At 48.6% G+C, this 24,621-nt stretch carries 42 protein-coding genes; 2 read left to right on the plus strand and 40 right to left on the minus strand.

Going from position 1 to position 24,621, the window contains the following annotated elements:
- Positions 1-359: 359 nt before the first annotated feature.
- Together ET33_RS30965 and ET33_RS30970 are read right to left on the minus strand one after the other, a co-directional pair.
- Positions 360-578, minus strand: a complete 219-nt coding sequence (locus ET33_RS30965) for a hypothetical protein (RefSeq protein ID WP_036691499.1) — start codon at positions 576-578, stop codon at positions 360-362.
- 189 nt (positions 579-767) lie between these two features.
- Positions 768-1,379, minus strand: coding sequence for a stage II sporulation protein M (locus ET33_RS30970; protein ID WP_036691362.1), 612 nt, complete (start codon positions 1,377-1,379; stop codon positions 768-770).
- A gap of 99 nt (positions 1,380-1,478) precedes the next feature.
- On the opposite strand from ET33_RS30970, the gene pdaB reads away from it, so the two are divergent.
- Positions 1,479-2,264 carry a polysaccharide deacetylase family sporulation protein PdaB gene (gene pdaB / locus ET33_RS30975; protein WP_036691364.1) on the plus strand — a complete coding sequence of 262 codons (786 nt, stop codon included), beginning with the start codon at positions 1,479-1,481 and terminating at the stop codon, positions 2,262-2,264.
- Positions 2,265-2,300: 36 nt separating this feature from the next.
- Here pdaB and ET33_RS30980 read toward each other — a convergent pair whose 3' ends face one another.
- Entirely contained in the window at positions 2,301-2,897 is a 597-nt protein-coding gene (locus ET33_RS30980; protein WP_036691366.1) for a KinB-signaling pathway activation protein, read from the minus strand.
- Positions 2,898-3,032: 135 nt separating this feature from the next.
- Here ET33_RS30980 and gerD point away from each other — a divergent pair, with 135 nt between their 5' ends.
- Entirely contained in the window at positions 3,033-3,719 is a 687-nt protein-coding gene (gerD, locus tag ET33_RS30985; RefSeq protein WP_036691368.1) for a spore germination lipoprotein GerD, read from the plus strand.
- 31 nt (positions 3,720-3,750) lie between these two features.
- Here the strand turns inward: gerD and ET33_RS30990 are convergent, their stop codons facing one another.
- The 37 genes from ET33_RS30990 to rplC form a co-directional block, all read right to left on the minus strand.
- On the minus strand, positions 3,751-4,857 hold the full coding sequence (locus tag ET33_RS30990) for an Mrp/NBP35 family ATP-binding protein (RefSeq protein ID WP_036691502.1): 1,107 nt from the start codon (positions 4,855-4,857) through the stop codon (positions 3,751-3,753).
- Between the two features lie 60 nt (positions 4,858-4,917).
- Positions 4,918-5,673 (minus strand): N-acetylmuramoyl-L-alanine amidase CwlD, encoded by a 756-nt coding sequence (gene cwlD / locus ET33_RS30995; protein ID WP_036691370.1) that lies wholly within the window; start codon positions 5,671-5,673, stop codon positions 4,918-4,920.
- Between the two features lie 69 nt (positions 5,674-5,742).
- Positions 5,743-6,918, minus strand: a complete 1,176-nt coding sequence (sat, locus tag ET33_RS31000) for a sulfate adenylyltransferase (RefSeq protein WP_036691373.1) — start codon at positions 6,916-6,918, stop codon at positions 5,743-5,745.
- 30 nt (positions 6,919-6,948) lie between these two features.
- Positions 6,949-7,641: a phosphoadenylyl-sulfate reductase gene (locus ET33_RS31005; protein WP_036691375.1), complete on the minus strand. Its 693-nt coding sequence runs from the start codon at positions 7,639-7,641 to the stop codon at positions 6,949-6,951.
- Positions 7,642-7,840: 199 nt separating this feature from the next.
- On the minus strand, positions 7,841-8,233 hold the full coding sequence (rpsI, locus tag ET33_RS31010) for a 30S ribosomal protein S9 (protein WP_010498826.1): 393 nt from the start codon (positions 8,231-8,233) through the stop codon (positions 7,841-7,843).
- A gap of 18 nt (positions 8,234-8,251) precedes the next feature.
- A complete protein-coding gene (gene rplM / locus ET33_RS31015; protein WP_036691379.1) occupies positions 8,252-8,689 on the minus strand; it encodes a 50S ribosomal protein L13 in 438 nt (145 codons plus the stop codon).
- A gap of 156 nt (positions 8,690-8,845) precedes the next feature.
- Complete coding sequence (truA, locus tag ET33_RS31020; RefSeq protein WP_036691381.1) at positions 8,846-9,622, minus strand: tRNA pseudouridine(38-40) synthase TruA; 777 nt, start codon at positions 9,620-9,622, stop codon at positions 8,846-8,848.
- 101 nt (positions 9,623-9,723) lie between these two features.
- Complete coding sequence (gene rplQ, locus ET33_RS31025) at positions 9,724-10,089, minus strand: 50S ribosomal protein L17 (protein WP_010498832.1); 366 nt, start codon at positions 10,087-10,089, stop codon at positions 9,724-9,726.
- A gap of 49 nt (positions 10,090-10,138) precedes the next feature.
- Complete coding sequence (locus tag ET33_RS31030; RefSeq protein WP_036691383.1) at positions 10,139-11,083, minus strand: DNA-directed RNA polymerase subunit alpha; 945 nt, start codon at positions 11,081-11,083, stop codon at positions 10,139-10,141.
- A 125-nt stretch (positions 11,084-11,208) separates the two neighbouring features.
- Positions 11,209-11,604, minus strand: a complete 396-nt coding sequence (rpsK, locus tag ET33_RS31035) for a 30S ribosomal protein S11 (protein ID WP_010498836.1) — start codon at positions 11,602-11,604, stop codon at positions 11,209-11,211.
- 22 nt (positions 11,605-11,626) lie between these two features.
- Complete coding sequence (gene rpsM, locus ET33_RS31040; protein ID WP_036691386.1) at positions 11,627-11,995, minus strand: 30S ribosomal protein S13; 369 nt, start codon at positions 11,993-11,995, stop codon at positions 11,627-11,629.
- Positions 11,996-12,011: 16 nt separating this feature from the next.
- Positions 12,012-12,125: a 50S ribosomal protein L36 gene (gene rpmJ / locus ET33_RS31045; RefSeq protein WP_003333770.1), complete on the minus strand. Its 114-nt coding sequence runs from the start codon at positions 12,123-12,125 to the stop codon at positions 12,012-12,014.
- Between the two features lie 122 nt (positions 12,126-12,247).
- Positions 12,248-12,466, minus strand: coding sequence for a translation initiation factor IF-1 (infA, locus tag ET33_RS31050; protein WP_009676800.1), 219 nt, complete (start codon positions 12,464-12,466; stop codon positions 12,248-12,250).
- A gap of 2 nt (positions 12,467-12,468) precedes the next feature.
- Positions 12,469-12,777, minus strand: coding sequence for a KOW domain-containing RNA-binding protein (locus ET33_RS31055; RefSeq protein ID WP_036691389.1), 309 nt, complete (start codon positions 12,775-12,777; stop codon positions 12,469-12,471).
- A gap of 6 nt (positions 12,778-12,783) precedes the next feature.
- Positions 12,784-13,536 carry a type I methionyl aminopeptidase gene (gene map, locus ET33_RS31060; RefSeq protein ID WP_010498845.1) on the minus strand — a complete coding sequence of 251 codons (753 nt, stop codon included), beginning with the start codon at positions 13,534-13,536 and terminating at the stop codon, positions 12,784-12,786.
- Positions 13,536-14,186 carry an adenylate kinase gene (locus ET33_RS31065; protein ID WP_036691392.1) on the minus strand — a complete coding sequence of 217 codons (651 nt, stop codon included), beginning with the start codon at positions 14,184-14,186 and terminating at the stop codon, positions 13,536-13,538. The genes map and ET33_RS31065 overlap by 1 nt, the downstream gene beginning before the upstream one ends.
- 84 nt (positions 14,187-14,270) lie before the next feature.
- Positions 14,271-15,572, minus strand: coding sequence for a preprotein translocase subunit SecY (gene secY, locus ET33_RS31070; protein ID WP_036691395.1), 1,302 nt, complete (start codon positions 15,570-15,572; stop codon positions 14,271-14,273).
- Complete coding sequence (gene rplO, locus ET33_RS31075) at positions 15,572-16,012, minus strand: 50S ribosomal protein L15 (protein WP_036691397.1); 441 nt, start codon at positions 16,010-16,012, stop codon at positions 15,572-15,574. Before rplO ends, secY begins: the two co-directional genes overlap by 1 nt.
- Positions 16,013-16,045: 33 nt before the next feature.
- Positions 16,046-16,234: a 50S ribosomal protein L30 gene (rpmD, locus tag ET33_RS31080; RefSeq protein ID WP_010498853.1), complete on the minus strand. Its 189-nt coding sequence runs from the start codon at positions 16,232-16,234 to the stop codon at positions 16,046-16,048.
- Between the two features lie 10 nt (positions 16,235-16,244).
- Complete coding sequence (gene rpsE, locus ET33_RS31085; RefSeq protein WP_010498854.1) at positions 16,245-16,742, minus strand: 30S ribosomal protein S5; 498 nt, start codon at positions 16,740-16,742, stop codon at positions 16,245-16,247.
- A gap of 29 nt (positions 16,743-16,771) precedes the next feature.
- Entirely contained in the window at positions 16,772-17,140 is a 369-nt protein-coding gene (gene rplR, locus ET33_RS31090; RefSeq protein WP_010498856.1) for a 50S ribosomal protein L18, read from the minus strand.
- A 65-nt stretch (positions 17,141-17,205) separates the two neighbouring features.
- On the minus strand, positions 17,206-17,748 hold the full coding sequence (gene rplF, locus ET33_RS31095; RefSeq protein WP_036691401.1) for a 50S ribosomal protein L6: 543 nt from the start codon (positions 17,746-17,748) through the stop codon (positions 17,206-17,208).
- Positions 17,749-17,779: 31 nt separating this feature from the next.
- Positions 17,780-18,178: a 30S ribosomal protein S8 gene (gene rpsH / locus ET33_RS31100; RefSeq protein ID WP_010498862.1), complete on the minus strand. Its 399-nt coding sequence runs from the start codon at positions 18,176-18,178 to the stop codon at positions 17,780-17,782.
- A 33-nt stretch (positions 18,179-18,211) separates the two neighbouring features.
- Entirely contained in the window at positions 18,212-18,397 is a 186-nt protein-coding gene (locus ET33_RS31105) for a type Z 30S ribosomal protein S14 (protein ID WP_010498863.1), read from the minus strand.
- 51 nt (positions 18,398-18,448) lie between these two features.
- The gene (gene rplE, locus ET33_RS31110) at positions 18,449-18,991 is read right to left on the minus strand and encodes a 50S ribosomal protein L5 (protein WP_036691402.1); all 543 of its coding nucleotides are present in this window, start codon (positions 18,989-18,991) and stop codon (positions 18,449-18,451) included.
- A 32-nt stretch (positions 18,992-19,023) separates the two neighbouring features.
- Positions 19,024-19,377 carry a 50S ribosomal protein L24 gene (gene rplX / locus ET33_RS31115; protein ID WP_081481723.1) on the minus strand — a complete coding sequence of 118 codons (354 nt, stop codon included), beginning with the start codon at positions 19,375-19,377 and terminating at the stop codon, positions 19,024-19,026.
- A 57-nt stretch (positions 19,378-19,434) separates the two neighbouring features.
- Positions 19,435-19,803, minus strand: a complete 369-nt coding sequence (rplN, locus tag ET33_RS31120; RefSeq protein ID WP_010498867.1) for a 50S ribosomal protein L14 — start codon at positions 19,801-19,803, stop codon at positions 19,435-19,437.
- 41 nt (positions 19,804-19,844) lie between these two features.
- Positions 19,845-20,108 carry a 30S ribosomal protein S17 gene (gene rpsQ, locus ET33_RS31125; protein ID WP_013921152.1) on the minus strand — a complete coding sequence of 88 codons (264 nt, stop codon included), beginning with the start codon at positions 20,106-20,108 and terminating at the stop codon, positions 19,845-19,847.
- Between the two features lie 24 nt (positions 20,109-20,132).
- Positions 20,133-20,333 (minus strand): 50S ribosomal protein L29, encoded by a 201-nt coding sequence (rpmC, locus tag ET33_RS31130; RefSeq protein WP_010498869.1) that lies wholly within the window; start codon positions 20,331-20,333, stop codon positions 20,133-20,135.
- Positions 20,323-20,757 carry a 50S ribosomal protein L16 gene (gene rplP, locus ET33_RS31135; protein ID WP_036691403.1) on the minus strand — a complete coding sequence of 145 codons (435 nt, stop codon included), beginning with the start codon at positions 20,755-20,757 and terminating at the stop codon, positions 20,323-20,325. Before rplP ends, rpmC begins: the two co-directional genes overlap by 11 nt.
- 2 nt (positions 20,758-20,759) lie before the next feature.
- Positions 20,760-21,425, minus strand: a complete 666-nt coding sequence (gene rpsC, locus ET33_RS31140; protein ID WP_036691406.1) for a 30S ribosomal protein S3 — start codon at positions 21,423-21,425, stop codon at positions 20,760-20,762.
- A gap of 13 nt (positions 21,426-21,438) precedes the next feature.
- Positions 21,439-21,774 (minus strand): 50S ribosomal protein L22, encoded by a 336-nt coding sequence (gene rplV, locus ET33_RS31145; protein ID WP_036691409.1) that lies wholly within the window; start codon positions 21,772-21,774, stop codon positions 21,439-21,441.
- A 45-nt stretch (positions 21,775-21,819) separates the two neighbouring features.
- Complete coding sequence (gene rpsS, locus ET33_RS31150) at positions 21,820-22,101, minus strand: 30S ribosomal protein S19 (RefSeq protein WP_010498873.1); 282 nt, start codon at positions 22,099-22,101, stop codon at positions 21,820-21,822.
- A 39-nt stretch (positions 22,102-22,140) separates the two neighbouring features.
- Complete coding sequence (gene rplB / locus ET33_RS31155) at positions 22,141-22,971, minus strand: 50S ribosomal protein L2 (RefSeq protein ID WP_036691412.1); 831 nt, start codon at positions 22,969-22,971, stop codon at positions 22,141-22,143.
- A 26-nt stretch (positions 22,972-22,997) separates the two neighbouring features.
- The gene (rplW, locus tag ET33_RS31160; protein WP_010498877.1) at positions 22,998-23,294 is read right to left on the minus strand and encodes a 50S ribosomal protein L23; all 297 of its coding nucleotides are present in this window, start codon (positions 23,292-23,294) and stop codon (positions 22,998-23,000) included.
- Positions 23,294-23,917, minus strand: coding sequence for a 50S ribosomal protein L4 (rplD, locus tag ET33_RS31165; RefSeq protein ID WP_036691415.1), 624 nt, complete (start codon positions 23,915-23,917; stop codon positions 23,294-23,296). The genes rplW and rplD overlap by 1 nt, the downstream gene beginning before the upstream one ends.
- Before the next feature lie 24 nt (positions 23,918-23,941).
- Positions 23,942-24,568 carry a 50S ribosomal protein L3 gene (gene rplC, locus ET33_RS31170; protein WP_036691417.1) on the minus strand — a complete coding sequence of 209 codons (627 nt, stop codon included), beginning with the start codon at positions 24,566-24,568 and terminating at the stop codon, positions 23,942-23,944.
- Between the last annotated feature and the right edge of the window lie 53 nt (positions 24,569-24,621).

The following is a 24,621-nucleotide window of genomic DNA, read 5'->3' on the forward strand; positions in this document are numbered from 1 at the left end:
TCGGCAGCGTTCGTCCTGAGCCAGGATCAAACTCTCCATTAAAGAAAAGCTGATTAAAGCTCAAAATTTACTACTGACGAGAATTTGCATTCTCTTATATGACACTCACTCGATGTTCAGTTTTCAAAGGGCAATTTCCTTCAACAAGTGCTGCGTTATCAAGCTCTGCAGCCTTTGTTTCTTGTTGTCACCTTGTTTAGCGGCGACTTTTATAATATATCACATTCGCCTATCGAAAAGCAAGCACTTTTTTTATTTCTTTTTGTTTCCAGAGGTGAAGCTGCTCGCTTGCAAAAGGAGAACGAGTAATAAAATATCATAAGAGCGCACCGGAAGTCAAGCGATTTTTCGATTTTATTTTAATGGTACATCCGGTTTCTTGCGTATTTCGAAATTTCTTTTGGCGAGGCTAGGCGGGCATACATGCGGAAAATGACTTTGTACCGCGATTCGATCGCCGTTTTGATGTCCGCATCGATTCTCTTGTCACTCAAGTCGAAGAGCATTTCATCCAGTTCCTTGCGCAGGACGTAATCCAGTTCTCTGCATTCCCGTTCGTTAAACAAAAAGCCAAGCATGCCGATGTGGCCCCTTTCCAAAATGAAGTGCGCAAATGCAAAAAAGATATGCAGCTTAAGCGTAATCGAATCCAAACCAAGAAAGTTCGGCGCTTGTCTGCATACCTCTTTATATCGCCAAAACCGATCTTGTGTTTTACTGTTATGCACAGTTTTGGGCATTTTTATGAGTTTGCGTTTCATTTATTTTTATCCGCGGGCCAACCATAAGGTTAACGTGCTTTCGATTAGCGCGGCTACGAACAGCACGGCTACGAGCATTACACTGACAGGCAGCAGCGCTTTGATAAACAGAAGAAACTGTTCTCTTGTCTTGACGGAACGGGTCGGACTAAGTGCGGAAAGCAGCATCTTCAGCACTATCACGCCCAATCGCAGCCCGAAGGCACAAGCCACGATAATCGCCGGAATCTCCAGGATCCCGTGGGGAAGGATTGTTTTGATCACATACAGCCAGGATTGCTTCTGGGCCGACACCGTACATACGTAGCCAAGCAGCAAGCCGTTGGCAAGAAGAAAAAACAGCGGGAATACTCCGAAAAACAATCCCAAGGCAATGATCAATAACGATTTGGAAGCATTATTCCAAAAAATGAGCCAAAATAAAGACCATTGCTGATTCGGCTTGCTTGCAATGGAATCCGAGATTTGTTTTAACGCTTCGAGCTGGCCGTTGATAAACGCATGAAACTGGCTTGAGTACAGCGCGCCCATGACGATACCGGTGACAAATACCAAGGTGGATGCAATAAAGTAATGTTTCATCAGCTTCATTTGCGTAAATGCATTTTTCCAATTCAAAAGAGAGTCCCTCCTTTTTAAGCATAAGATATCGGTACGAGCATACACATCTATTAATACAAGCCTTTTCGGACGAGATGGGCAAAGGAGGCCTAGCCAGTGAATTATTTTTATGTCATGAACGGCAAAAAACTAAAACAAGCGCTAATTATTACCGTTGCTGTCCTGTTCGCCATCGGCATCATTTATTCGGAAAGGGAAAATGTTTCGGTCTTCTCCCAATACGAACCCGCTGCGGTCTACAGTATTCCCACGGAAAGAAAGCTGATCGCTCTCACCTTCGATATCAGCTGGGGGGATACGCGCACGGAGCCGATTCTTCAAATTCTGGAAAACAAAGGAATTCGAAACGCAACCTTTTTCTTATCGTCACCTTGGACCAAAAGTCATCCCGATACCGTAAGCAAAATCGTCAAAGGCGGGTGGGAAATCGGCAGTCACGGACATAAGCACGTGAATTACAGCAGCTTGAACGATGAGGAAATTCGTGCCCAAATTAAGACGGCTCACCAAATCATTCAGGAAGTTACCGGTACAAGTCCGAACCTGCTGCGGCTTCCGAACGGCGATTTTGACAAACGCGTGCTGCAGATCGCTAACGAACTTCGTTATACGGTCATTCAATGGGATACGGATTCTCAGGATTGGATGAATAAAGGAGTCGACACGATCATCAACCGCGTCTTATCTAAAGCGCATCCCGGCGATATCATTTTATTTCACGCCAGCGACTCCGTGAAGCAAACCCACGAAGCGCTCCCCGTTATTATCGACAAATTACGCGAAAAAGGTTACGAGTTCGTGACCGTCAGTCAATTGATGAAGCAAACGAAGGTCAGCAATCAGCCGCCTGTCGAAGATCAAACGATGAAGCCTGTACGTTAACCCCGCTTCTTACATATGAAAAAACAGCAAGAGCCGTTACATCGGCTCTTTATTTGTGTTCAGCACTTTGCTAAGGATCAATATTTGCCAAGCATTACACAAGTACAGCGGAACCATCATAAAGATGGTGGAAGCTGCGTTGTCGAGCCGCAGGGAAGGAATAGCTTCGATCGCCGTGACCGCGATCATAAAAAATAATGTCGGAATAGCTGCGCTCCGATTCGTCATTTTTACTTTCCACCAAGCTACGCCGATCGACACTATAATTAGCGAAAGCGGAAGGATCATATACACGCCCCAGCTCATCTGCTGCTCACTGCTAACATAGCGCAAATAGATCAGATCGAACAAGACGATCACCGTAATGATCACTTGGACGATATCCCAGGCCCATTTTCGAAGGATGCCGCCGATAATATACCGCACAATCAAATAAGCGAAAAAACCCATCTGGCTCAACACACTGATCGTGGCACCGCCAAGAATCATCGTGATCATACTAAAGCCGATTTGTTTTCCGCCGAGCTCAACCTGTTGGTCCGTCAATTGTAGTACAAGCCCGGCAATAACGGCCGCCACCGCACCGATCAGCAGCGTGGTCCAAAATAAATAAAACCATTTTCTTAACGTCACGACCGCTATACCCCCAATAAGTCATTTCAACAGTTAATTGTACCAACCTTCACAATAAAAAGCTAACAACAATTGTGTTAATCCCCGGGTACGTAACAAATACTAACGGCAAAACAATGAAAGGAGCCCGAACTGATGATAGCGCGATGGATTCGTTTTTTACCCGCCGTCCTAATCGTCGGCTTCTTGACTTCCTGCGGTTCCGAATCTAAAGCTTCATCCGCCGGTGGCGGGAATACTTACAAAGACACCAAGTCGATGGTTCTCGATATTTTGAAGACCGAAGACGGGCGGAAAGCTATCCAAGAGGCTACCATACATGAGAACAGCAAGCTCCAATTATTATCGGCCGGCGATACGCAGCAGCTGCAGCTAGCGGTAAAGGATGTGCTGACCGATACGGAGAGCAACCAGTTTCTGCAAAAAATGATCAGCGATCCGAAATTCGCCGGCCAATTCGCCAAAGCCATTCAAAAAGATACCAAACAAATTCATAAGGATTTATTAAAGGACCCCGAATATCAAAAAGCCATGATGGATGCCATGAAAAGCCCTGATTTTGAATCGATGCTGATGGATACGTTGAAGGGAACAGCCTACCGCACTCAAACCAAAGCTGTCATTCAGGAATCACTGCAAAGTCCGATTTTCCGCTTGGAAATGATGGATTTGATGAAAAAGGTGCTGCAGGAAGAATCGAAGCCTAAGGAGGAGAAAGGCAAGAAGAAGGGCGGTGAAGGCGAAGGCAAGGGTAAGCAAAAAGGAGGACAAGGCAAGCAAGGTGGCGGATCTAAGCAAGGCGGCGGAAGCGGTGGAGGTTGACATTAAAGCTTAAAAAAAAGGATCGGCCTCGTCAGGCTGATCCTTTTTCCTCTAATTGTTGAATAAGTTGCTCCGCCATATCGCGGTAAATGAGCCCTGTCTCGGTATCGGCTTTATAAACCGAAGGAGAATAATCCAGCTCGGCCACATGGTTGTCCGGAACGCCCAGAGGAATTTGCGCCAGCAGCTTCGTATGCAGCTCCTCAGCTAGCTTGCCGCCGCCTCCGCGGCCGAACACATAGTCTTTATTGCCGCATTTGCCACAGGCATAGTACGACATATTCTCAACAACGCCGATAATCTCATGCTCCGTATGAATGGCCATCGCTCCTGCCCGTGCCGCTACAAAAGCTGCTGTAGCATGGGGCGTGGTAACGATAATTTCTTTGCTGTGCGGAATCATCTGATGGACGTCAAGGGCCACATCTCCGGTCCCCGGGGGCAGATCCAGCAAAATATAGTCAAGCTCGCCCCACTCCACTTCGTTAAAGAAGTTGCGAAGCATTTTGCCCAGCATCGGACCGCGCCAAATGACCGGTGTATTTTCTTCGACAAAAAAGCCCATGGAAATCACTTTAACGCCGAACCGCTCAACCGGAATAATCCGGTTGTTCACAAGCTGCGGCCGTTCTTCGATGCCCATCATATCGGGAACGCTAAATCCGTAAATATCGGCATCGACCAAGCCGACTTTCTTCCCTAATCTTGCTAACGCTACGGCCAAGTTGACCGTGACTGTCGATTTCCCGACGCCGCCTTTTCCGCTCGCAATAGCAATGAAACGCACTCCCGATTGCGGGTCAAGCACATTGACAGAAGGCTCGGAAGGTTGTTCGGTTTTTTCGTGAACAGAAGCGGATTCTTGAGTCTTACGCGCCGCTTCGTTGCGCTCGAATTCAGACAGCAGCCGAAAGCGCAGGTGAACGTCCGCAGCGCCCGCTTGTTTGAAAGCTTCAGCAACCTGATCCTGCAGCTGCTGCTTGTACGATTCGTTATCATTGGACAGCAGTACGGTAGCCGACACATGTTGTTCCTTGATCATGATATCGCGAATAAAATTCAAATCGGCTAAGCTTAAGCCAAATTCCAGGTCCTTCAGCGGGCTTATGGAAGCCAGCAATTGTTCTTTGGTTAGCACGATGTCACCTCGGCGATCCATTGTTTAAGTTCTACTGCGGTATATTATACCACAAATTCATCAGGAACCCACTTTTTCACCCGAGTAGTACCGGAGAATGCCTTGATAAATGGAAGTCGCTATCTTTTTCTGGTAAGCCGGATCTCGAAGGAGCTGAGCCTCGCCCGGATTGGATAAAAATCCGACTTCGACGAGAGCGCTTGGGATGGTCATCGCTTTAAGCAAATAGATTTCTTTGTCGGCCTGCTTCGCGACCCGATCCGTATTTTTCAAATTCCTTTTAATCTCCTCCTGAATCAACGTTGCCAAGGTCGAATTGTCGGCATGATTCGGATAAAAGAACGTCTGGGCACCCGACCAGCGGGGGGACGGGATGCTGTTCAGATGGATGCTAACGAATAGATTGGACTTTTGCTTGGAAACAAACTCAGCCCGTTTCAACAGATCTTCGGTTTTGCGTTTACTGTACCCTTTCGTTTCCGGAGAGGCCAGGTCCCGATCGTCCTCCCGGGTCATGACCACCAATGCTCCCGACTGCTGCAAATAATCCCGAAGGTGCAAGGCAATGGCCAAATTGACATCCTTCTCCTCCAACCCATCCTTGCTTCGAGCGCCTCCATCCGGCCCGCCATGCCCGGCATCCAATGCGATGATTTTGCCGGACAGCGGCATCGTCCAATACGTCCATGTTTTGGTGGATGGGAGCTCGTAGGTGAACATGAACAGCATGAGCGCCACCAACAAGGCTGACATCACGATTTTGATTCCGCTATGCATGGTCAGCCAAACGATGACCCTCTTTCTTTTTCCGAACATGAAAAAATCCACCTCACATCCCTAGACTCTCTTTCATCTTATGGGACGAGGTGGACAATTATACCTTACTTATACCTGATATTCGGGGTCCTTCATACCTTGGATCAACACTTCCGCCACTTCCGGCCGCGTGAACTGCGGTGGAGGGCATTGGCCGTCACGCAGCAGCGCACGAACTTTTGTTCCGGAGAGATGCAAATGGTCTTCTTTGCCGTGCGGACACGTCTTGCTGGAAGCCATGTTAGCGCATTTCGTGCAAAAGAAGCTGTGCTCGAAGAACAGCGGCGTGATGCCAAGCTCTTCGGGAGTGAAATTGCTGAAGATTTCCTGGGCTTCATACGTTCCGTAATAGTCGCCTACGCCCGCATGATCGCGCCCAACAATAAAATGCGTGCAGCCGTAGTTTTTCCGGACCATTGCATGGAAGATCGCTTCGCGCGGACCGGCATAGCGCATCGCCGCGGGGAATACACCCAAAAATACGCGGTCCTTCGGATAGTAATTTTCCAGCAGGACCAAATAGCTGCGCATCCGGACGTCGGCCGATATATCGTCAGACTTGGTCTCGCCCACGAGCGGGTTCAAAAAGAGCGCATCGACGATTTCCATCGCGCTTTTTTGAATGTATTCATGCGCCCGATGAACCGGATTCCGAGTTTGAAAGCCGACTACGCTCTTCCAGCCCTTTTCAGAAAAAAGCTGCCGCGTTACGGCCGGGTCGTAGTAAAACTCCTCGAATTTATCCGGCTTCGGACGGTTCAATACTTGGATCGGCCCGCCGATATAAGTCGACGGTCTGGAGAACAGCTTCTGGACGCCGGGATGCGCTTCGTCGTCGGTTTTAAACACGTTCAGCGCTTCTTTGCGCTGGTCAACATGATAAATGCTTTGGACCTCAATAATGCCGTAGATGATGCCGTCTTGCGCCCCTACAAGTGCTACTTCCTGTCCAATGGCGAAGTCACTAGCGATTTGCGGCTCGACGGCTAACGTAATCGGAATGCTCCAGACCGTCCCGTCTTTCAAACGCATACGTTCCACGACCGAATGATAATCCTGTTCACCCAAAAAGCCAGTAAGCGGCGAAAAAGCACCGACACCGATCAAATCAAGATCGGAAATCGTCCATGCGTCAATGTTAAGCGAATATAACGTTGCTGCATGCTCCAGCTGGCTTGTTCTTTTCTCGCCCTCAATCACCCGATTAATGAGCGCCCCGCCATGTGGTCGAATGGTTTCTCCCATCGCTATTGCTCCTCCTATTGCTCTCTCTGCTTATTTATGAAGTCCGCATTCCGTCTTCTCGAAACCGGCCCAACGGCCCGTTCTCGGGTCCTCACCCGCCGCTACTGGACGAGTACAGTGCTCACAGCCGATACTTGGATAGCTCCGGTCATGAAGCGGATTATAAATAATGTTGTTACTTCGAATATAATTCCAAACGTCTTCAGATGTCCAGCCGGCGAGCGGATTGAATTTGACAAGACCGAACTTGACGTCATATTCGGCCTTCTTGGAGTTAGCGCGTGTCGGAGCTTGGTCACGGCGAATTCCTGTGATCCAGGCATCGTAGTTTTTGAGGATGTCCGTTAATGGATCGACTTTGCGGATGTTGCAGCATTGGTTTGGAGCGCTCTTCCACAGTTCTTCGCCAAACTGCTGGGCCTGCTCCTCCAACGTAAGCTTCGGAAGCACTTGAACGAATTCGACTCCATAGTGCTGCTGCAGACGGTCGCGGGTTTCATAAGTTTCCTGAAAATGCACGTTCGTATCGAGGTAAAAGATATCGGTTTTGGGGCTGATCTTCTGGAGCATATCGACCAATACGACGTCCTCTGCTCCGAAACTACAGGCTAAAGTGATATTGGGGAATCTTTCTACCGCCCAGGATAAAAGTGCCTCCGGGCTTTGGAATTCAAAATCCTCTGCTGCTTGACGGATTAACTCTTCTTTCTCAAATAAATTCATGGCTTTTCGCACCTCCAGCAATTTAATTCCGAGTATATTTATGTGTTTTATTTTATTTATCTTAATTATAAACAACGGACCCTTTTTGTCAATTTAAAATTTTCTCTAGGCTTCTGCCTTATTTTATTGCTTTCCGGCTTGTTCGGTGAAAATAAAAAAACCTTTCCGACGTGAATCGGAAAGGTTCGTTGAGTCGATATTAACGTTTGGAGAATTGAGGAGCGCGACGTGCAGCTTTCAAGCCGTACTTTTTACGCTCTTTCATCCGCGGGTCACGAGTCAGGAAGCCCGCTTTTTTCAGGGCTCCACGGAATTCCGGATCTGCTTTCAACAGAGCGCGGGAAATCCCGTGACGGATCGCGCCGGCTTGTCCGGAGATCCCGCCGCCATGAGCCAGAACCAATACATCGTACTTGGACAATGTTTCGGTCAGGTTAAGCGGTTGTTTTACGATCAATTTCAGCGTTTCCAGACCAAAGTATTCGTCCAGCTCGCGTTTATTAATCACGATACGGCCTTCGCCCGGTACCAAACGTACACGTGCTACCGAATGCTTACGACGACCAGTGCCATAATATTGTACTTGTGCCACAAGACAGTCCTCCCTTTATTAACCGCGAAGTTCCCAAACTTCAGGTTGTTGTGCTTGATGCGGATGTTCCGAACCTGCATACACTTTCAGCTTCGTTTTCAGGCGGTTGCCTAAACGGTTTTTCGGAAGCATACCGTGAATCGCCAGTTCCAACATACGCTCAGGCTTGTTGTTCAGCATATCTTGAGCCGAAGTCACTTTCAGACCGCCCGGATGCAGGGAGTGACGATAGTACATTTTGTTTTGCAGTTTTTTACCTGTCAAAACGATTTTCTCAGCATTGATGACAACGACGAAATCGCCAGTGTCTACATGCGGAGTAAATTGAGGCTTATGTTTGCCGCGCAGAATGCTTGCCGCTTCGCTGGCCAGACGTCCGAGCGTCTTGCCGGTAGCATCGATGATGTACCATTTGCGTTCAACTTCACTAGGCTTCGCCATATATGTGGTACGCATGTTAATGTTCCTCCTAAATCTATCTTCATCACAGGTCATTCATAGTCATGGTTATAGGTTAAAACAAGTTGGTTGGCCGTTTCATTGACCCGGGGCCGTGGGGTAGCCAGTCATAAGAAACACCATCTGTTATTTTACTACATCCGCATGCAGTAATCAAGCATTTGGCGCATCTTTTCCGTAAAAAACTTCCCACAGCATAAGCCCGTGCGCCATCGCCGTCGGCCCTGCCAAAGCCCTATCTTGCGCCGCCAATACGTCACGAATACTAGACGGGCTCCGCTTCCCTTCGCCAACCTCAATCAAGGTACCTACAATGATCCGCACCATATTATATAAGAAACCGCTGCCGGTCAAATAAATGTGGATAGCGTACGACTGCAAGTGCGGCTCCGTCGGCTCGCACTCCAAGCGAGCTTCGAAGATCGTGCGAACATGGCTATCTGCCGATGATCGGCTCGAACAAAACGAAGTGAAGTCGTGCTCGCCGATAAAGCAGCTCAGCGCGTCCTGCATGGACGTTATATCAAGGGGAGTGGGATGGTGAAACTCCGTGTGCCGCTTAAACAGGTCCGGATATTTCCCGCATCGCATCGTATATCGGTACGTCTTGCGCTTAGCAGACCTTCGGGCATGAAAATCATCCGGCACCAACTTAGCATCCCATACCACAATATCATCCGGCAATCGCGAGTTCATCGCCATGCACCAGCGTTCAATCGGGATTTGAGAACCGGTCTGAAAATTAAAGACCTGTCCCCGCGCATGAACCCCCGCATCGGTCCGCCCCGAAGCCGTCACTTTGATCTCCTCAAAGGTGAGCTGATGCAAAGCTTGTTCCAGCTGTTGCTGAATGGTAATCTTCTGAGGCTGCGTCTGGAAGCCATGGTAGCTCGCCCCGTTATAGGATACCGTCATGCAGATGTTTCTCACGGCAGTCCTCCGTGCTTGGAAAAACGAATTTTCGATCCTACAAAAAAAAGGGTTTCATCAGAATCGTAAGATCCCGTCCACCCTTTCCCATCCTTTTTCTCTTAAGCCCGGTCTACAAGCTCCAAGTAAACCATTGGAGCAGCATCGCCGCGACGAGGTCCAAGCTTCAAAATGCGGGTATAGCCGCCTTGACGCTCAGCGTAGCGAGGAGCCAGATCGGAGAAAAGCTTTTGAATCGCATCTTGGTTTTCGTTTGCCGCTTCGCGACGAACGAAGGAAGCCACTTGCCGACGTGCATGCAAGTCACCACGTTTTGCCAAGGTGATCAATTTTTCTGCGATGGAACGAAGTTCTTTGGCTTTCGCTTCCGTCGTTTGAATGCGCTCATGTATGAACAAGTCGGTTACCAGATCGCGAAACAAAGCTTTACGCGCGCTGGAGTCACGACCCAACTTTTGGTATGCCATGTGAGCAACCTCCTTCTGCTTGATTGGTCAGAGGTGCGCGACTTGAGACTTAATCTTCCATTCTCAGGCCAAGACCAAGCTCTTCGAGCTTCTCTTGAACTTCCTCCAGAGATTTGCGACCCAAGTTGCGGACCTTCATCATGTCTTCTTCCGTTTTCGTAATCAATTCCTGCACCGTATTGATGCCGGCGCGCTTCAGGCAGTTGTAGGAACGAACCGAGAGATCGAGTTCTTCGATAGTCATCTCCAGAACTTTCTCTTTCTTGTCCTCTTCCTTCTCCACCATAATCTCGGCGTCCTTGGCTTCGTCGGTCAGACCGACGAACAGCATCAGATGCTCCGTCAAAATTTTGGCGCCCAAGCTTACGGCTTCTTCCGGGCGGATGCTTCCATCCGTCCAAACTTCAAGGGTCAACTTATCATAGTTGGTAACTTGACCGACGCGAGTATTTTCTACGCTGTAATTGACACGAGTAATCGGAGTGTAGATCGAATCGATCGGAATCACGCCGATCGGCTGATCCTCTTTTTTGTTCTTGTCTGCCGATACGTATCCCCGGCCGCGGCTCGCATGAATTCTCATATGCAGCCTTGCATCGGAGGACAGCGTAGCAATGTGCAAATCCGGGTTTAAGATTTCCACATCGCTATCGCCGCGAATATCGCCAGCCACAACAGCCCCTTCACCTTCGGCATCAATCTCGAGCACTTTCTCCTCATCGGAGTGAATCTTGAGCGATAGCCCTTTCAGGTTCAGGATAATCTCCGTAACATCTTCCATGACACCCGGAATGGTGGAGAACTCATGCAGCACGCCGTCGATTTGCACGGACGTCACAGCGGCGCCCGGCAAAGACGAAAGCAAAATTCTGCGAAGCGAGTTCCCAAGAGTCGTTCCGTAGCCTCGTTCCAATGGCTCTACAACAAACTTGCCGTAGGTGCCGTCTTCGCTCAATGATACGGTTTCTATTTTCGGCTTTTCGATTTCGATCATGGTTACACCCTCCTTCAAACGTCGTTTCCCTTTGGATAACTTAAGACGTATAAACGCGCAGTATGCCTATCCAAATAGTATTCACAACTTTTGGAAAAATATACCGCTTGGCTTAGCGATCCTAATTAGACACGACGACGTTTCGGAGGACGGCAACCGTTATGAGGAATCGGTGTAACGTCTTTAATCAGGTTTACTTCCAAACCTGCAGCTTGCAGCGAACGAATCGCAGCTTCGCGACCTGCACCCGGTCCTTTAACCATAACCTCAACTGCTCTCATGCCATGCTCCATCGCAGCTTTTGCCGCAGATTCGGCAGCCATTTGCGCAGCAAACGGAGTGCTTTTACGCGAGCCTTTGAACCCGAGGTTACCGGCACTTGCCCAGGAGATTGCATTCCCGTGCGGGTCGGTAATGGTTACGATAGTGTTGTTGAACGTAGAGCGGATATGAGCCACTCCGGAGTCGATATTTTTCCGATCACGACGTTTTGTACGAACGACTTTTTTAGGTTTAGCCATTTTTAAAGGTTACCCCCCTTTACTATTTTTTCTTATTAGCTACCGTACGACGAGGACCTTTACGCGTACGAGCATTTGTTTTAGTACGTTGACCGCGAACAGGCAGGCCGCGGCGGTGACGAACGCCACGATAGCAGCCGATCTCGATCAGGCGCTTAATGTTCAGCGAGATTTCACGACGCAGGTCGCCTTCCACTTTCAGCGTTTTGTCGATGACGTCGCGGATTTTGCTTACTTCGTCTTCTGTCAAATCGCGAACGCGAGTATCAGCATTGATACCGGTTTGAGCCACGATTTTCTGAGCAGTCGTGTTACCGATCCCGAAAATGTAGGTCAGCGCGATTACTACTCGTTTGTCACGAGGCAAGTCTACACCAGCAATACGTGCCATTTAACACAGCACCTCCTTAACCTTGTTTTTGTTTGTGTTTCGGATTTTCGCAGATTACCATAACGTTGCCTTTGCGGCGAATGACTTTGCATTTTTCGCAAATCGGCTTGACCGACGGTCTAACCTTCATGGTGTTAACCTCCTCAAAGTTTTCGTGAGAAAACTTACATCGTAAGAGTTAGCTGAGTTTTCGATAGAAAACTTACTTCGTAAGCGTTAGCTGAGCTTTGTGAGAAAACTGACTTCGTACATTTATTTAAAACGATAGGTTATACGGCCTCTGGTCAAATCATAGGGCGAGAGCTCGACCGTCACTTTATCGCCGGGCAGGATCCGGATAAAGTGCATTCTGATTTTACCGGATACGTGAGCAAGTATCTTATGACCGTTCTCCAGTTCAACCTTAAACATTGCATTCGGAAGAGGTTCAATCACTGTACCTTCAACTTCAATCACATCTTCTTTGGCCACAGTCATTCTCCTTTCTCTTGCGCTTTCGCTGATTCATGGTCCGCATACTTCGTCAATGCAAACCGCAGCTTTCCGTTGGTGACTCGACCGGTAGTCATAATACTATCAGCCACTTCACTGCTGATCGCCAGCAGAAGCTCAAGATGAATCACGTTTTTCTTTTTGGGTGCGTCTGATTTCCGTTTTCCGCCGTCTGCAATCCACACGTACCGTTGGTCTACGACGCCGATTATGACAGCGTACGATCCGGATTCCCGTCCCCGATTCACCCTAACGATTTGTCCGATTTGGGGCATGTTCGATGTTGCCATCGTGCTTTACTTACCGGGCAGCGTAAAAATCTCGTAGCCGTCCGGCGTAATCGCTATGGTATGCTCAAAATGCGCGCACAGTGTGCCATCCACCGTCACAACCGTCCAATTGTCTGCAAGGGTCTTCACATAACGTTCGCCCACGTTGACCATTGGCTCGATTGCAAGTACCATACCGGGCTTCAGCCGCGGACCGCGCCCTGGAATGCCGTAGTTCGGAATCTGCGGCTCCTCGTGGAGCTTCGTTCCGATGCCATGTCCTACGTATTCCCGAACAACCGAAAAACCTTCATCTTCAATCACTTTTTGAATGGCGTGGGATATCGTGTACAGTCTGGCGTCCGGTTTGGCTTCGGCAAGTCCTGCATAAAGCGACCTTTCGGTTACTTCGAGCAGCTTGCGGGCCGTATCGGAAATCTCGCCAACACCGTAGGTCCATGCGGAATCTCCATGATATCCTTTGTACTCTGCACCGATGTCGATACTGATGATGTCACCGTCTTTAAGCTTTCGTTGACTGGGTATGCCGTGAACCAGTTCGTCGTTGACCGAAGCGCAAATACTGCCAGGAAAACCATTGTAGCCTTTAAAAGACGGAATTGCGCCCTGACTGCGAATAAAATCTTCTGCGATCTGGTCGAGCTGTTTCGTTGTAATATCGGGCTGAATGGCTTGCCGCAGCACCCGATGCGTTTCGGCGACAATCCGTCCCGCCTCCCGCATCAATTCCAATTCAGCAGCTGACTTACAGATGATCATTACGCAAGCCCCCGCAATTGTGAACTGATTTGTGCAGTAACCGTATTAATCTCTTGCTCACCGTTAACCTCACGCAATATTCCCTTGTTACGATAATACTCCAAAAGCGGAGCGGTTTTATTGGTATACTCGTCCAAACGAGTCCCTACCTTTTCTTCGGTGTCATCCGAACGCTGATACAACTCACCAGAACATTTGTCGCAAACATGCTCACGTGCAGGAGGGTTAAACAAGACATGATACGTAGCACCGCAGGATTTACAGATCCGGCGACCTGTCAAACGGGCAAGCAGCAAATCCCGATCCACTTTCAGATTGATCACGTGCTCGATGGTTTTATCCAGCGATGCCGCAATTTCATCCAAAGCTTCGGCTTGGGAGATGGTTCTTGGAAAACCGTCCAGCAAAAAGCCTTTGCTGCAGTCCGGCTGCTGAAGGCGTTCGCGAACGATCCCGATCGTAATTTCATCCGGTACGAGCAAACCTTGATCCACATACTTCTTCGCTTCGAGCCCGAGCGGCGTTTCCTGCTTCATCGCCAGCCGAAAGGCGTCTCCCGTAGAAATATGCGGAATTTGAAACTCATCAACGATTCGTTCCGCCTGAGTACCTTTTCCTGCACCCGGGGGCCCCATAAAGATGACGTTCATCAGACTTCCTCCCCACTGGCATCTATCGATACTAACAGCACAATAGGTGCCGATAGCTAAAAGCTCACTATCAGTACCTATTTGCTATTTATTAATGAAGCCTTTGTAGTGGCGTTTGATCAGTTGGCTCTCGATTTGTTTCATCGTCTCAAGTCCTACACCGATAACGATCAGCAAAGACGTTCCGCCAATGGTAACCGAGTTCGGCAGTCCAGCCACAGAACCGATAATCATTGGAAGGATCGAGATGGCAGCCAGGAACAGCGCACCGGACAATGTAATTCGGCTCATGACTCGCGTCAAGTAAACCGAAGTGGTTTTACCCGGACGAATCCCTGGGATATATCCGCCGTTTTTCTTCATCTGATCCGCCATTTGCACAGGATTCATCTGTACAAACGTGTAGAAATACGTGAAGCCGATGATCAACAAAACGTACAGCACCATACCGAGCGGATGCGTGTAGTTCAAGTTGGTGATAATCCATTCCGCCACCGCATTGCCTCTCCAGAAGCTTGCGATCGTCGGAGGAAACACCAACAACGAAAGCGAGAAGATGACCGGAATGACGCCCGCCGCATTCACTTTAAGCGGAATATGCGTCGACTGTCCTCCGAACATTTTTCGGCCTACCACCCGTTTTGCATACTGCACCGGAATTTTACGAACGCCCTGCTGGACGAAAATCACACCGGCGATCAAAGCAATGACCACGACGGCAATAATGGCGATCTTCAAGATGTTAAGGAAGAGCGCGCCGCCTGCATCTGCAAATTGCGTTTGGTATATTTGTCTGATGCCAGTCGGGATTGCCGCGACAATCCCTGCGAAGATGATAATGGAAATACCATTTCCAATGCCATTTTCGGTGATTTGTTCCCCTAACCACATCAGAAAAGCAGTCCCAGCCGTAAGAACGATCGCGATCAACGCATACGTCGTAAAGTTCGGATTGATCACAAGACCGGCATATAGACGGTTAAATCCGATCGCCAGACCAAAAGCTTGAACGATTCCCAGCACAATGGTCCCGTAACGGGTGATCTGGCTTAACTTCTTTCTGCCGACTTCTCCTTCTTTAGCCCATTGCGTGAATGTCGGAATGACATCCATGGAAAGAAGCTGCACGATGATGGATGCCGTGATATACGGCATAATCCCCATCGCGAAGATGGAGAATTGGAACAACGCGCCGCCGGAGAATGTATTCAGCAAGCCGAATACACCACCTGCGTTAGCTTGGTCTTGAAGCTTGAGAATGTCTGTGTTGATGTTAGGTACCGGAATAAAAGCACCAATTCTGTAGACGATCAGCACCAGAAGGGTGAACAGGATCCGTCTCCTCAGATCGTCTACTCTCATAATATTGGATATGGTACGAAACATTAAATCACCTCGGTTTTACCGCCGGCAGCCTGGATTTTCTCTACCGCAGATTGGGAGAACTTGCTAGCCTTAACGTTCAACTGAACCGTGATTTCACCGTTACCCAAAATTTTGATGCCATCTTTAGGGTTTTTCACGATGCCGGATTCCAAAAGAACTTCAGGAGTTACTTCCGTACCTGCTGCAAACTTGTTCAAATCCTCTACGTTGATAACCGCATATTCCGTACGGAATCTGTTGTTAAATCCACGTTTTGGCAAGCGACGATAAAGCGGGTTCTGACCGCCTTCGAAGCCCGGACGGACACCGCCGCCGGAACGGGCGTTTTGACCTTTGTGACCGCGAGTAGCTGTTTTACCCATCCCACTACCGATACCACGACCTACACGCTTGCGCGTATCGCGGGAACCTGAAGCGGAAGAAAGCTCATGCAATTTCATCGTTTGCACCTCCTCTAGCTATATGTTAAAACCTTAAGCTTCAATTTCTTTAACTTCGACCAAGTGACTTACTTGGTTAACCATGCCGCGAATCGCAGCATTGTCTTGTTGAGTAACGGATTGATGCAATTTGCGAAGTCCGAGAGCCGTAACCGTACGACGCTGAGTTTCAGGACGACCGATCAGGCTGCGCTTGAGGGTAATTTGCAGTTGCTTAGCCATGGTATCCCTCCTAACCTAAGAGTTCTTCTACGGTTTTACCGCGAAGCTTAGCAACCTCTTCCGCACGCTTCAGGCGCTGTAAGCCTTCCAGAGTAGCGTTAACCATGTTGATGGAGTTCGAAGACCCGAGGGACTTCGTCAGAATATCGCCTACGCCTGCCAGTTCAAGAACCGCACGAACTGGGCCGCCGGCGATAACTCCGGTACCTTTCGAAGCAGGCTTAAGCAATACGCGTCCTGCGCCGAAATGTCCGATCACCATGTGAGGAATTGTCGTTCCGACGATAGGAACGTGAATCAGGTTTTTTTTCGCATCTTCGATACCTTTGCGAATCGCATCAGGTACCTCGGAAGCTTTACCGATTCCCGCGCCTACCCAACCTTTGCCGTCGCCCACAACCACGAGTGCGCTAAAGCTGAAACGGCGACCGCCCTTTACGACTTTAGCTACGCGGTTAATATGAACGACTTTTTCAGTCAGTTCTAATGTATTGGGATCAATACGCAAGTCCTTTACCTCCTTATTGATGAATTGGATTAGAATTCAAGACCTGCTTCACGAGCAGCGTCTGCAAGTGCTTTAACACGTCCATGGTACAGGTAACCGCCGCGGTCGAAAACGACTTTCACGACACCTGCTTTTTTCGCACGCTCAGCGATCAGAGCGCCTACTTTCGAAGCTGCTTCTGCGTTACCGCCGTTTCCGAGCCCTTCTTTGAGCTCTTTGTCCTGCGTAGAAGCCGCTGCGATCGTTACGCCTTTAACGTCGTCGATCAGTTGTGCGTACATATGCTTAGAGGAACGGAAAATGTTCAAACGAGGACGTTCCGTCGTTCCTTGAATTTTCTTACGAACGCGAAGATGTCTTTTCAAACGCGCTTTGTTTTTATCGCCTTTAGTAATCATTCGAGGTTCACTCCTTTCGAGTTGGATCATCCGAAGTTCGGATTATGCGATCAGCTTAAGCAGCCTTATTTCTTCTTACCGGCTTTACCTTCTTTGCGAAGGATACGCTCGCCTTCGTACTTGATACCTTTACCTTTATACGGCTCAGGCTCACGAACGGAACGAACTTTTGCTGCTGTAGCTCCAACTAACTCTTTGTCGATCCCTTTAACGATGATCTTAGTGTTGGAAGGAACTTCGAACTCGATACCGTTCTCCGGCTCGATTTCAACCGGGTGGGAGTAACCAACGTTCAGAACCAGCTTGTTGCCGGATTTGTTCGCACGGTAACCTACGCCGACGAGATCAAGATTTTTAGCAAAACCATCAGTTACTCCGCTAACCATGTTTTGTACGACACTGCGGGTCGTACCATGCAGAGAGCGGTGCAATTTATTGTCGGAAGGACGTTCTACGGTCAGAACATTGTCCTCAACGCTGATCTTCATATCTCTATGCAATTCACGGCTCAAAGTGCCTTTCGGACCTTTTACCGTAATGAGTGTATTGTCAATAGTCACGTTTACTCCGCTTGGGATCGTGATCGGTTTGCGACCAATACGGGACATGTTGTGCACCTCCGTTCATTCAAAATCTAGATTACCAAACGTAGCAGATTACCTCTCCGCCAGCTTTGGATTGACGAGCTTCTTTATCCGTCATCACGCCTTTGGACGTGGACAGAATTGCGATTCCCAAACCGCCAAGTACGCGAGGCACTTCTTGGCTTTTCGCGTAAACGCGAAGACCCGGTTTGCTGATTCTTTTGAGTCCTGTAATAACGCGCTCATTGTTAGGGCCGTATTTCAGGAACAAGCGGATGATGCCTTGCTTGCTGTCTTCGATATATTCAGCGTCACGAATGAAGCCTTCCTTCTTGAGGATCTCAGCAATTTCTCTTTTGACCTTCGAAGCCGGAATTTCGACAGTTTCATGACGAACGACGTTAGCGTTGCGGATGCGTGTAAGCATATCTGCAATTGGATCGGACATAACCATGTGTAGTGAACCTCCTTCCCGAGAGCTTAAAGTTTACCAGCTTGCTTTCTTCACGCCAGGAATCTGGCCTTTGTATGCCAATTCGCGGAAGCAAATTCTGCAAATTTTGAATTTCCGTAGTACGGAATGCGGGCGACCGCAGCGTTCGCAGCGTGTGTAAGCCTGCACCTTGAATTTCGGAGGACGCTGCTGCTTAATCTTCATCGAAGTTTTTGCCACTTCAGTTTACACCTCCAAAGTCTCCATTAGGAAACTTGCTTCGTAAGCATGTTATTTGGAAAACGGCATGCCCAATTGAGCCAACAATTCGCGGGACTCTTCGTCCGTTTTAGCCGTTGTGACGATAACGATATCCATACCGCGCACTTTATCCACTTTATCGTACTCAACCTCTGGGAAGATGAGTTGTTCTTTCAAACCGAGCGTGTAGTTACCGCGGCCGTCAAAAGCCTTGGTGGAAACGCCGCGGAAGTCGCGTACGCGAGGAAGAGCAACGTTGAACAATTTATCCAAGAAGTGATACATACGCTCGCCGCGAAGTGTAACTTTCACACCGATCGGCATATTTTCACGCAGCTTGAAGCCTGCGATCGATTTTTTCGCTCTGGTGATAACCGGCTTTTGTCCGGAGATCAACTGCAGATCGTTAACAGCGGTATCGAGCACTTTGGAGTTAGCAACTGCTTCACCAACACCCATGTTGATAACCACTTTTTCAATTTTCGGAACCTGCATCACCGTGGTGTAGTTGAATTTCTGCATCAGGGCAGGCGTAATTTCGTTCAAAAAGCGACCTTTCATTCTTGCAGCCATGAATCCGTGTACCTCCTTTCTTACTTATACGATTAGTCGATAACTTCGCCGGATTTTTTCGCAACGCGAACTTTTTTACCGTTGTCCAGCACTTTGTAACCTACGCGAGTAGGTTGGCCGCTCTTCGGATCAACCAGCATCACGTTGGATGCGTGGATCGGAGCTTCTTGCGTGATAATGCCGCCTTGCGGATTTTGTTGGGAAGGCTTCGAATGCTTCTTGATCATGTTCACGCCTTCGACCAGCACACGGTTTTCACGAGGGAATGCTGCGATAACGCGGCCTTTCTTCCCTTTGTCTTTACCGGTGATAACAAAAACCGTATCGTCTTTTTTCACGTGCAATTTATTGTTATGAGACTCGAGTTTCTTCGGTTGTTTTGGCACTGTGTACACCTCCTACAAACTTTCCTATGAAAGCCGACTTCGTAAGCAGCTGGTTTATTAGATAACTTCCGGAGCCAGAGAAACGATCTTCATGAAGTCTCTGTCGCGAAGTTCGCGAGCAACCGGTCCGAAGATACGTGTGCCGCGCGGGCTCTTATCTTCTTTTACAACTACGGCTGCGTTCTCGTCAAAGCTAATGTAGGATCCGTCCTTACGGCGAGCACCGCGTCTCGTACGCACGACTACTGCTTTAACAACGTCGCCTTTTTTGACAACGCCACCTGGTGTTGCTTCTTTCACGGAGCAGATGATCAGATCACCGATGTTAGCCGTACGACGACCCGTACCACCCAACACGCGGATACACATCAGTTGCTTCGCACCAGAGTTGTCAGCTACGTTCAAACGAGTAAATGGTTGAATCATTGTGTATTCCCTCCTTCCGGAATTGATGCCCGATGCTTATATTAAACGATAACCGCTTTTTCTACGACTTCGACCAGTCTCCAACGCTTGTCTTTGGAAAGCGGACGAGTTTCCATGATTTTAACAACATCACCGATTTTCGCTTCGTTGTTTTCGTCATGAGCTTTGAACTTCTTCGTATATTTAATGCGTTTGTGGTACAAGTCGTGTTTTTTGTAGGTTTCTACAGCCACAACGATGGTTTTGTCCATTTTGTCGCTTACGACTTTACCCAGCTGCGTTTTACGCTCGTTGCGTTCAGCCATTCTGAGATCCTCCTCTCTCATTCATTAACTAGTGATTCCCAATTCTCTTTCACGCAAAACAGTCTTTGCCCGGGCAATCTCTTTGCGGACTTTTTGAATTTGTACGGGATTATCCAGTTGACCTGTAGCCAGTTGAAAACGGAGGTTAAAGAGCTGCTCTTTAAATCCGGAAATCTTTTGTTCGATTTCAGCAGTGGTTAAGTTGCGAAATTCACTAGCTTTCATTTACTTCACCACCTACTTCTTCTCTTTTCACAAACTTCGTTTTCATCGGCAGCTTGTGAGAGGCGAGACGCATAGCTTCACGGGCGATTTCTTCGCTTACGCCGGCCAGTTCGAACATAACTTTGCCAGGTTTAACGACAGCAACCCATTTTTCTACGTTACCTTTACCGCTACCCATCCGAACTTCAAGCGGCTTTTGGGTGATCGGTTTGGAAGGGAAAATCTTGATCCAAACTTTACCACCCCGCTTGATGTAACGAGTCATCGCAATACGGGCAGCTTCGATTTGACGGTTGGTTACCCAAGCCGGCTCCATTGCTTGCAAGCCGTATTCACCGAAATGAACTTCCGTGCCGCCTTTAGCGCGACCGCGCATTTTGCCGCGGTGCTCTTTGCGGTGTTTCACACGTTTAGGAACTAACATGATTAGTTGCCTCCTTCCGTAGCAGCCTTTTTCTTAGCCGGTGGAAGAACTTCGCCACGATAGATCCATACTTTTACGCCGATCCGACCGTAAGTGGTGTGAGCTTCTGCCGTACCATAGTCGATGTCCGCACGCAATGTATGAAGAGGAACCGTACCCTCGCTGTAACCTTCCGTTCTGGCGATTTCCGCTCCGCCCAGACGACCGCTGACCGATGTCTTAATCCCTTTTGCACCGGATCTCATCGTTCTTTGAATCGCTTGTTTCAGTGCACGACGGAACGATACGCGACGCTCCAATTGTTGTGCAATGCTTTCAGCAACCAAGATTGCATCCAGTTCTGGATGTTTCACTTCAGAGATGTTGATGTGTACTTTTTTGCCGTTCGTCAGCTTAGTCAGGTAACCGCGAATCACTTCAACCTCGGAACCGCCTTTACCGATAACCATGCCTGGCTTCGCCGTATGAATCGTCACGTTCACGCGATTAGCGGCACGTTCGATTTCAATGCGGGAAACGGCAGACTCTTTCAACTTTTGTTTCAAATATTCACGGATTTTTACGTCTTCCATCAGCAGATCGCCGAAATCTTTGCCGGCGTACCATTTGGATTCCCAATCACGGATAATGCCGATACGAAGTCCTACCGGGTTTACTTTTTGACCCACACGTTGTCCCTCCTTATTTCTCAGATACCACTAATGTAATGTGGCTGGTACGTTTATTGATGCGGCTCGCACGACCCATCGCACGAGGACGGAATCTCTTCAAAGTCGGGCCTTGGTCCACAAATGCTTGCGAAACCACCAGACTATTAGGATCCATGGAGTAGTTATGCTCCGCATTGGCAATAGCCGAGTTGAGCAATTTCTCAACGATCGGGGAAGCCGCCTTCGGCGTGTGACGCAGGATTGCGATCGCTTCGCCCACTTGCTTGCCGCGGATCAAGTCAACAACGAGTTGCGCTTTGCGCGGAGCAATTCGAACGTATCTTACAATAGCTTTAGCTTGTTGCATGGATGTACCTCCTCTCATTCACAAACTGATCTGTAGGTTCCGAACCTAGCGTTTACCCGTCTTCTTATCGTCGTCGTGTCCTTTGTAAGTACGGGTTGGTGCAAACTCACCGAGTTTATGTCCGACCATATCTTCCGTTACATATACCGGAACATGCTTTCTGCCGTCATACACACCGAACGTGTGACCGATGAATTGCGGGAAAATCGTGGAGCGGCGAGACCAAGTTTTGATCACTTGCCTCTTCGCGCCCTCAACGTTCATGCCTTCGACTTTCTTCAAAAGGTAGCCATCTACGAAAGGCCCTTTTTTCAAACTGCGACCCATGTTTCGTTCCTCCCTTCTTTAACCGAACCGAAAAAGTAATTACTTCGTGCGGCGACGTACAATATATTGATTGGAAGCTTTGTTTTTCTTCCGCGTTTTGTATCCGAGCGTCGGTTTGCCCCAAGGAGACATCGGGGATTTGCGTCCGATCGGGGAACGACCTTCACCACCACCGTGCGGGTGATCGTTCGGGTTCATAACGGAACCGCGAACTTCCGGTCTTTGACCGAGCCAACGGGAGCGACCGGCTTTACCGATCTTCACGAGTTCGTAATCTTCGTTACCTACGGAACCGATTGTCGCGCGGCAAACTTTGAGGATTTTTCTCATTTCGCCGGAAGACAAGCGAACCGTTACATACTGCTCTTCTTTACCGAGCAATTGAGCTTCCGTACCAGCTGCGCGAACCAATTGTCCGCCTTTGCCAGGCTTCAGCTCGATGTTGTGGATAACCGTACCTACCGGAATGTTTTCCAAAGGAAGCGCGTTACCGATTTTGATGTCGGCATCCGGACCGGATACGACTTGATCGCCCACTTTCAAGCCTTTCGGAGCGATAATGTAGCGTTTCTCGCCATCCACGTAGTGGATCAGTGCGATGTTAGCGGAACGGTTCGGGTCGTATTCGATTGTAGCAACGCGACCAGGTATTCCATCTTTGTTCCGTTTGAAATCGATGATGCGGTATTTACGTTTGTGTCCGCCGCCTTGGTGACGAACCGTAATTTTACCTTGGTTGTTCCGACCCGCTTTTTTGCTCAAAGGAGCCAAAAGCGATTTCTCCGGTGTGGACGTTGTGATTTCTTCAAAAGTAGAAACCGACATCGCACGTCTTGCAGGAGAGGTTGGTTTATATTTTTTAATTGGCACGTGGATTCCCTCCTTACTTCAAAAAATTAAACTTGCGAGTTTTCAAAGAACTCCAGTTCTTTGCTGTCTGCGCTTAAAGTGACGATCGCTTTTTTCCATTCGGACGTATATCCGGAATAGCGGCCATAACGCTTCGGCTTCGCCGGCATTCTGAGCGTATTCACGTTCGTTACTTTTACTTTGAAGATTTGCTCGATCGCTTGTTTGACTTCCGTTTTATTCGAACGGATGTCCACTTCGAACACATATTTCTTTTCCGCCATCATTTCGCTGGAACGTTCGGTAATGACCGGGCGCTTAATAATATCGCGAGGGTTCTTCATTACGCAAACACCTCCTCTACCTTTTGCACCGCATCCTTCGTAATGATCAGCTTGTCGTAAACCATAACATCAAGCACGTTGATTCCTTCGGCAGCAACAAACTTCACGCCAGGAATGTTACGTGCGGACAATGCTACGTTTTCGTCATACGCGGCCGTCACAACCAAAGCTTTACGATCCACTTTGAGGTTATTCAAAATCGCTGCAAATTCTTTCGTTTTCGGTTGAGCCAATTGCAATTGGTCAAGCACGATAATTTCGCTAGCCTTCACCTTGGAAGACAACGCGGATTTGATCGCCAGACGACGAACTTTCTTAGGCAGTTTGTAGGCATAGCTGCGAGGTGTCGGACCAAAAACGGTACCGCCGCCTTTCCATTGCGGAGAGCGAATGCTACCTTGACGAGCACGGCCTGTGCCTTTTTGTTTCCACGGTTTACGGCCACCGCCGCGAACTTCGGAACGACCTTTCGTTTTATGCGTACCTGCACGAAGGGACGCACGCTGCATCAATACCGCTTCATTCAATACATGAACGTGCGGCTCGATTCCGAACACGCTATCCGCGAGTTCCACTTCGCCTACTTGGGCACCACTAACGTTAAACACTGCTACTTTTGGCATTTGTTATCCTCCTTTCCTACTTTCTTACTTCTTCACTGAAGACTTTATCGAAACGAAGCTGTTTTTAGGACCCGGAATGGAGCCTTTGATCAGAAGAACGTTGCGTTCAACGTCTACTTTCACAACTTCGAGCTTTTGAATCGTAACGGTTTCCGTACCCATGTGACCTGGCAATTTTTTGCCTTTAGGAACACGGTTAGCTTGGATGGAACCCATCGAACCCGGGCCGCGGTGGTAACGGGAACCGTGAGCCATCGGACCAGTGGATTGGTTATGTCTTTTGATAACGCCTTGGAATCCTTTACCTTTGGACGTTCCTGTTACATCAACGAATTCACCTTCGGAGAATACGTCGGCTTTGATTTCTTGGCCAACTTCATACTCGGAAATCTGAACGCCGCGAAACTCCTTAACGTAGCGCTTAGGCGTTGCGCCCGCTTTTTTCGCATGGCCCAACTCAGGTTTGTTCGCGTTCTTTTCTTTCTTATCGGCAAAACCGATTTGGATGGCTTCGTAACCGTCGTTCTCCGAATCCTTCTTCTGCAGCACTGTGCAAGGACCCGCTTGAATTACAGTTACCGGTACAACCAATCCTTCTGGCGTAAATACTTGAGTCATCCCAAGCTTTTTACCTAAGATACCTTTTGTCATCGTTGACACCTCTTTTCCTCTCTTGCTTGTCGCTTTTTTATCCACAAACGTAT

This window comes from Paenibacillus tyrphae (assembly GCF_000722545.1).
In the GTDB taxonomy this organism is placed as follows: domain Bacteria; phylum Bacillota; class Bacilli; order Paenibacillales; family NBRC-103111; genus Paenibacillus_G; species Paenibacillus_G tyrfis.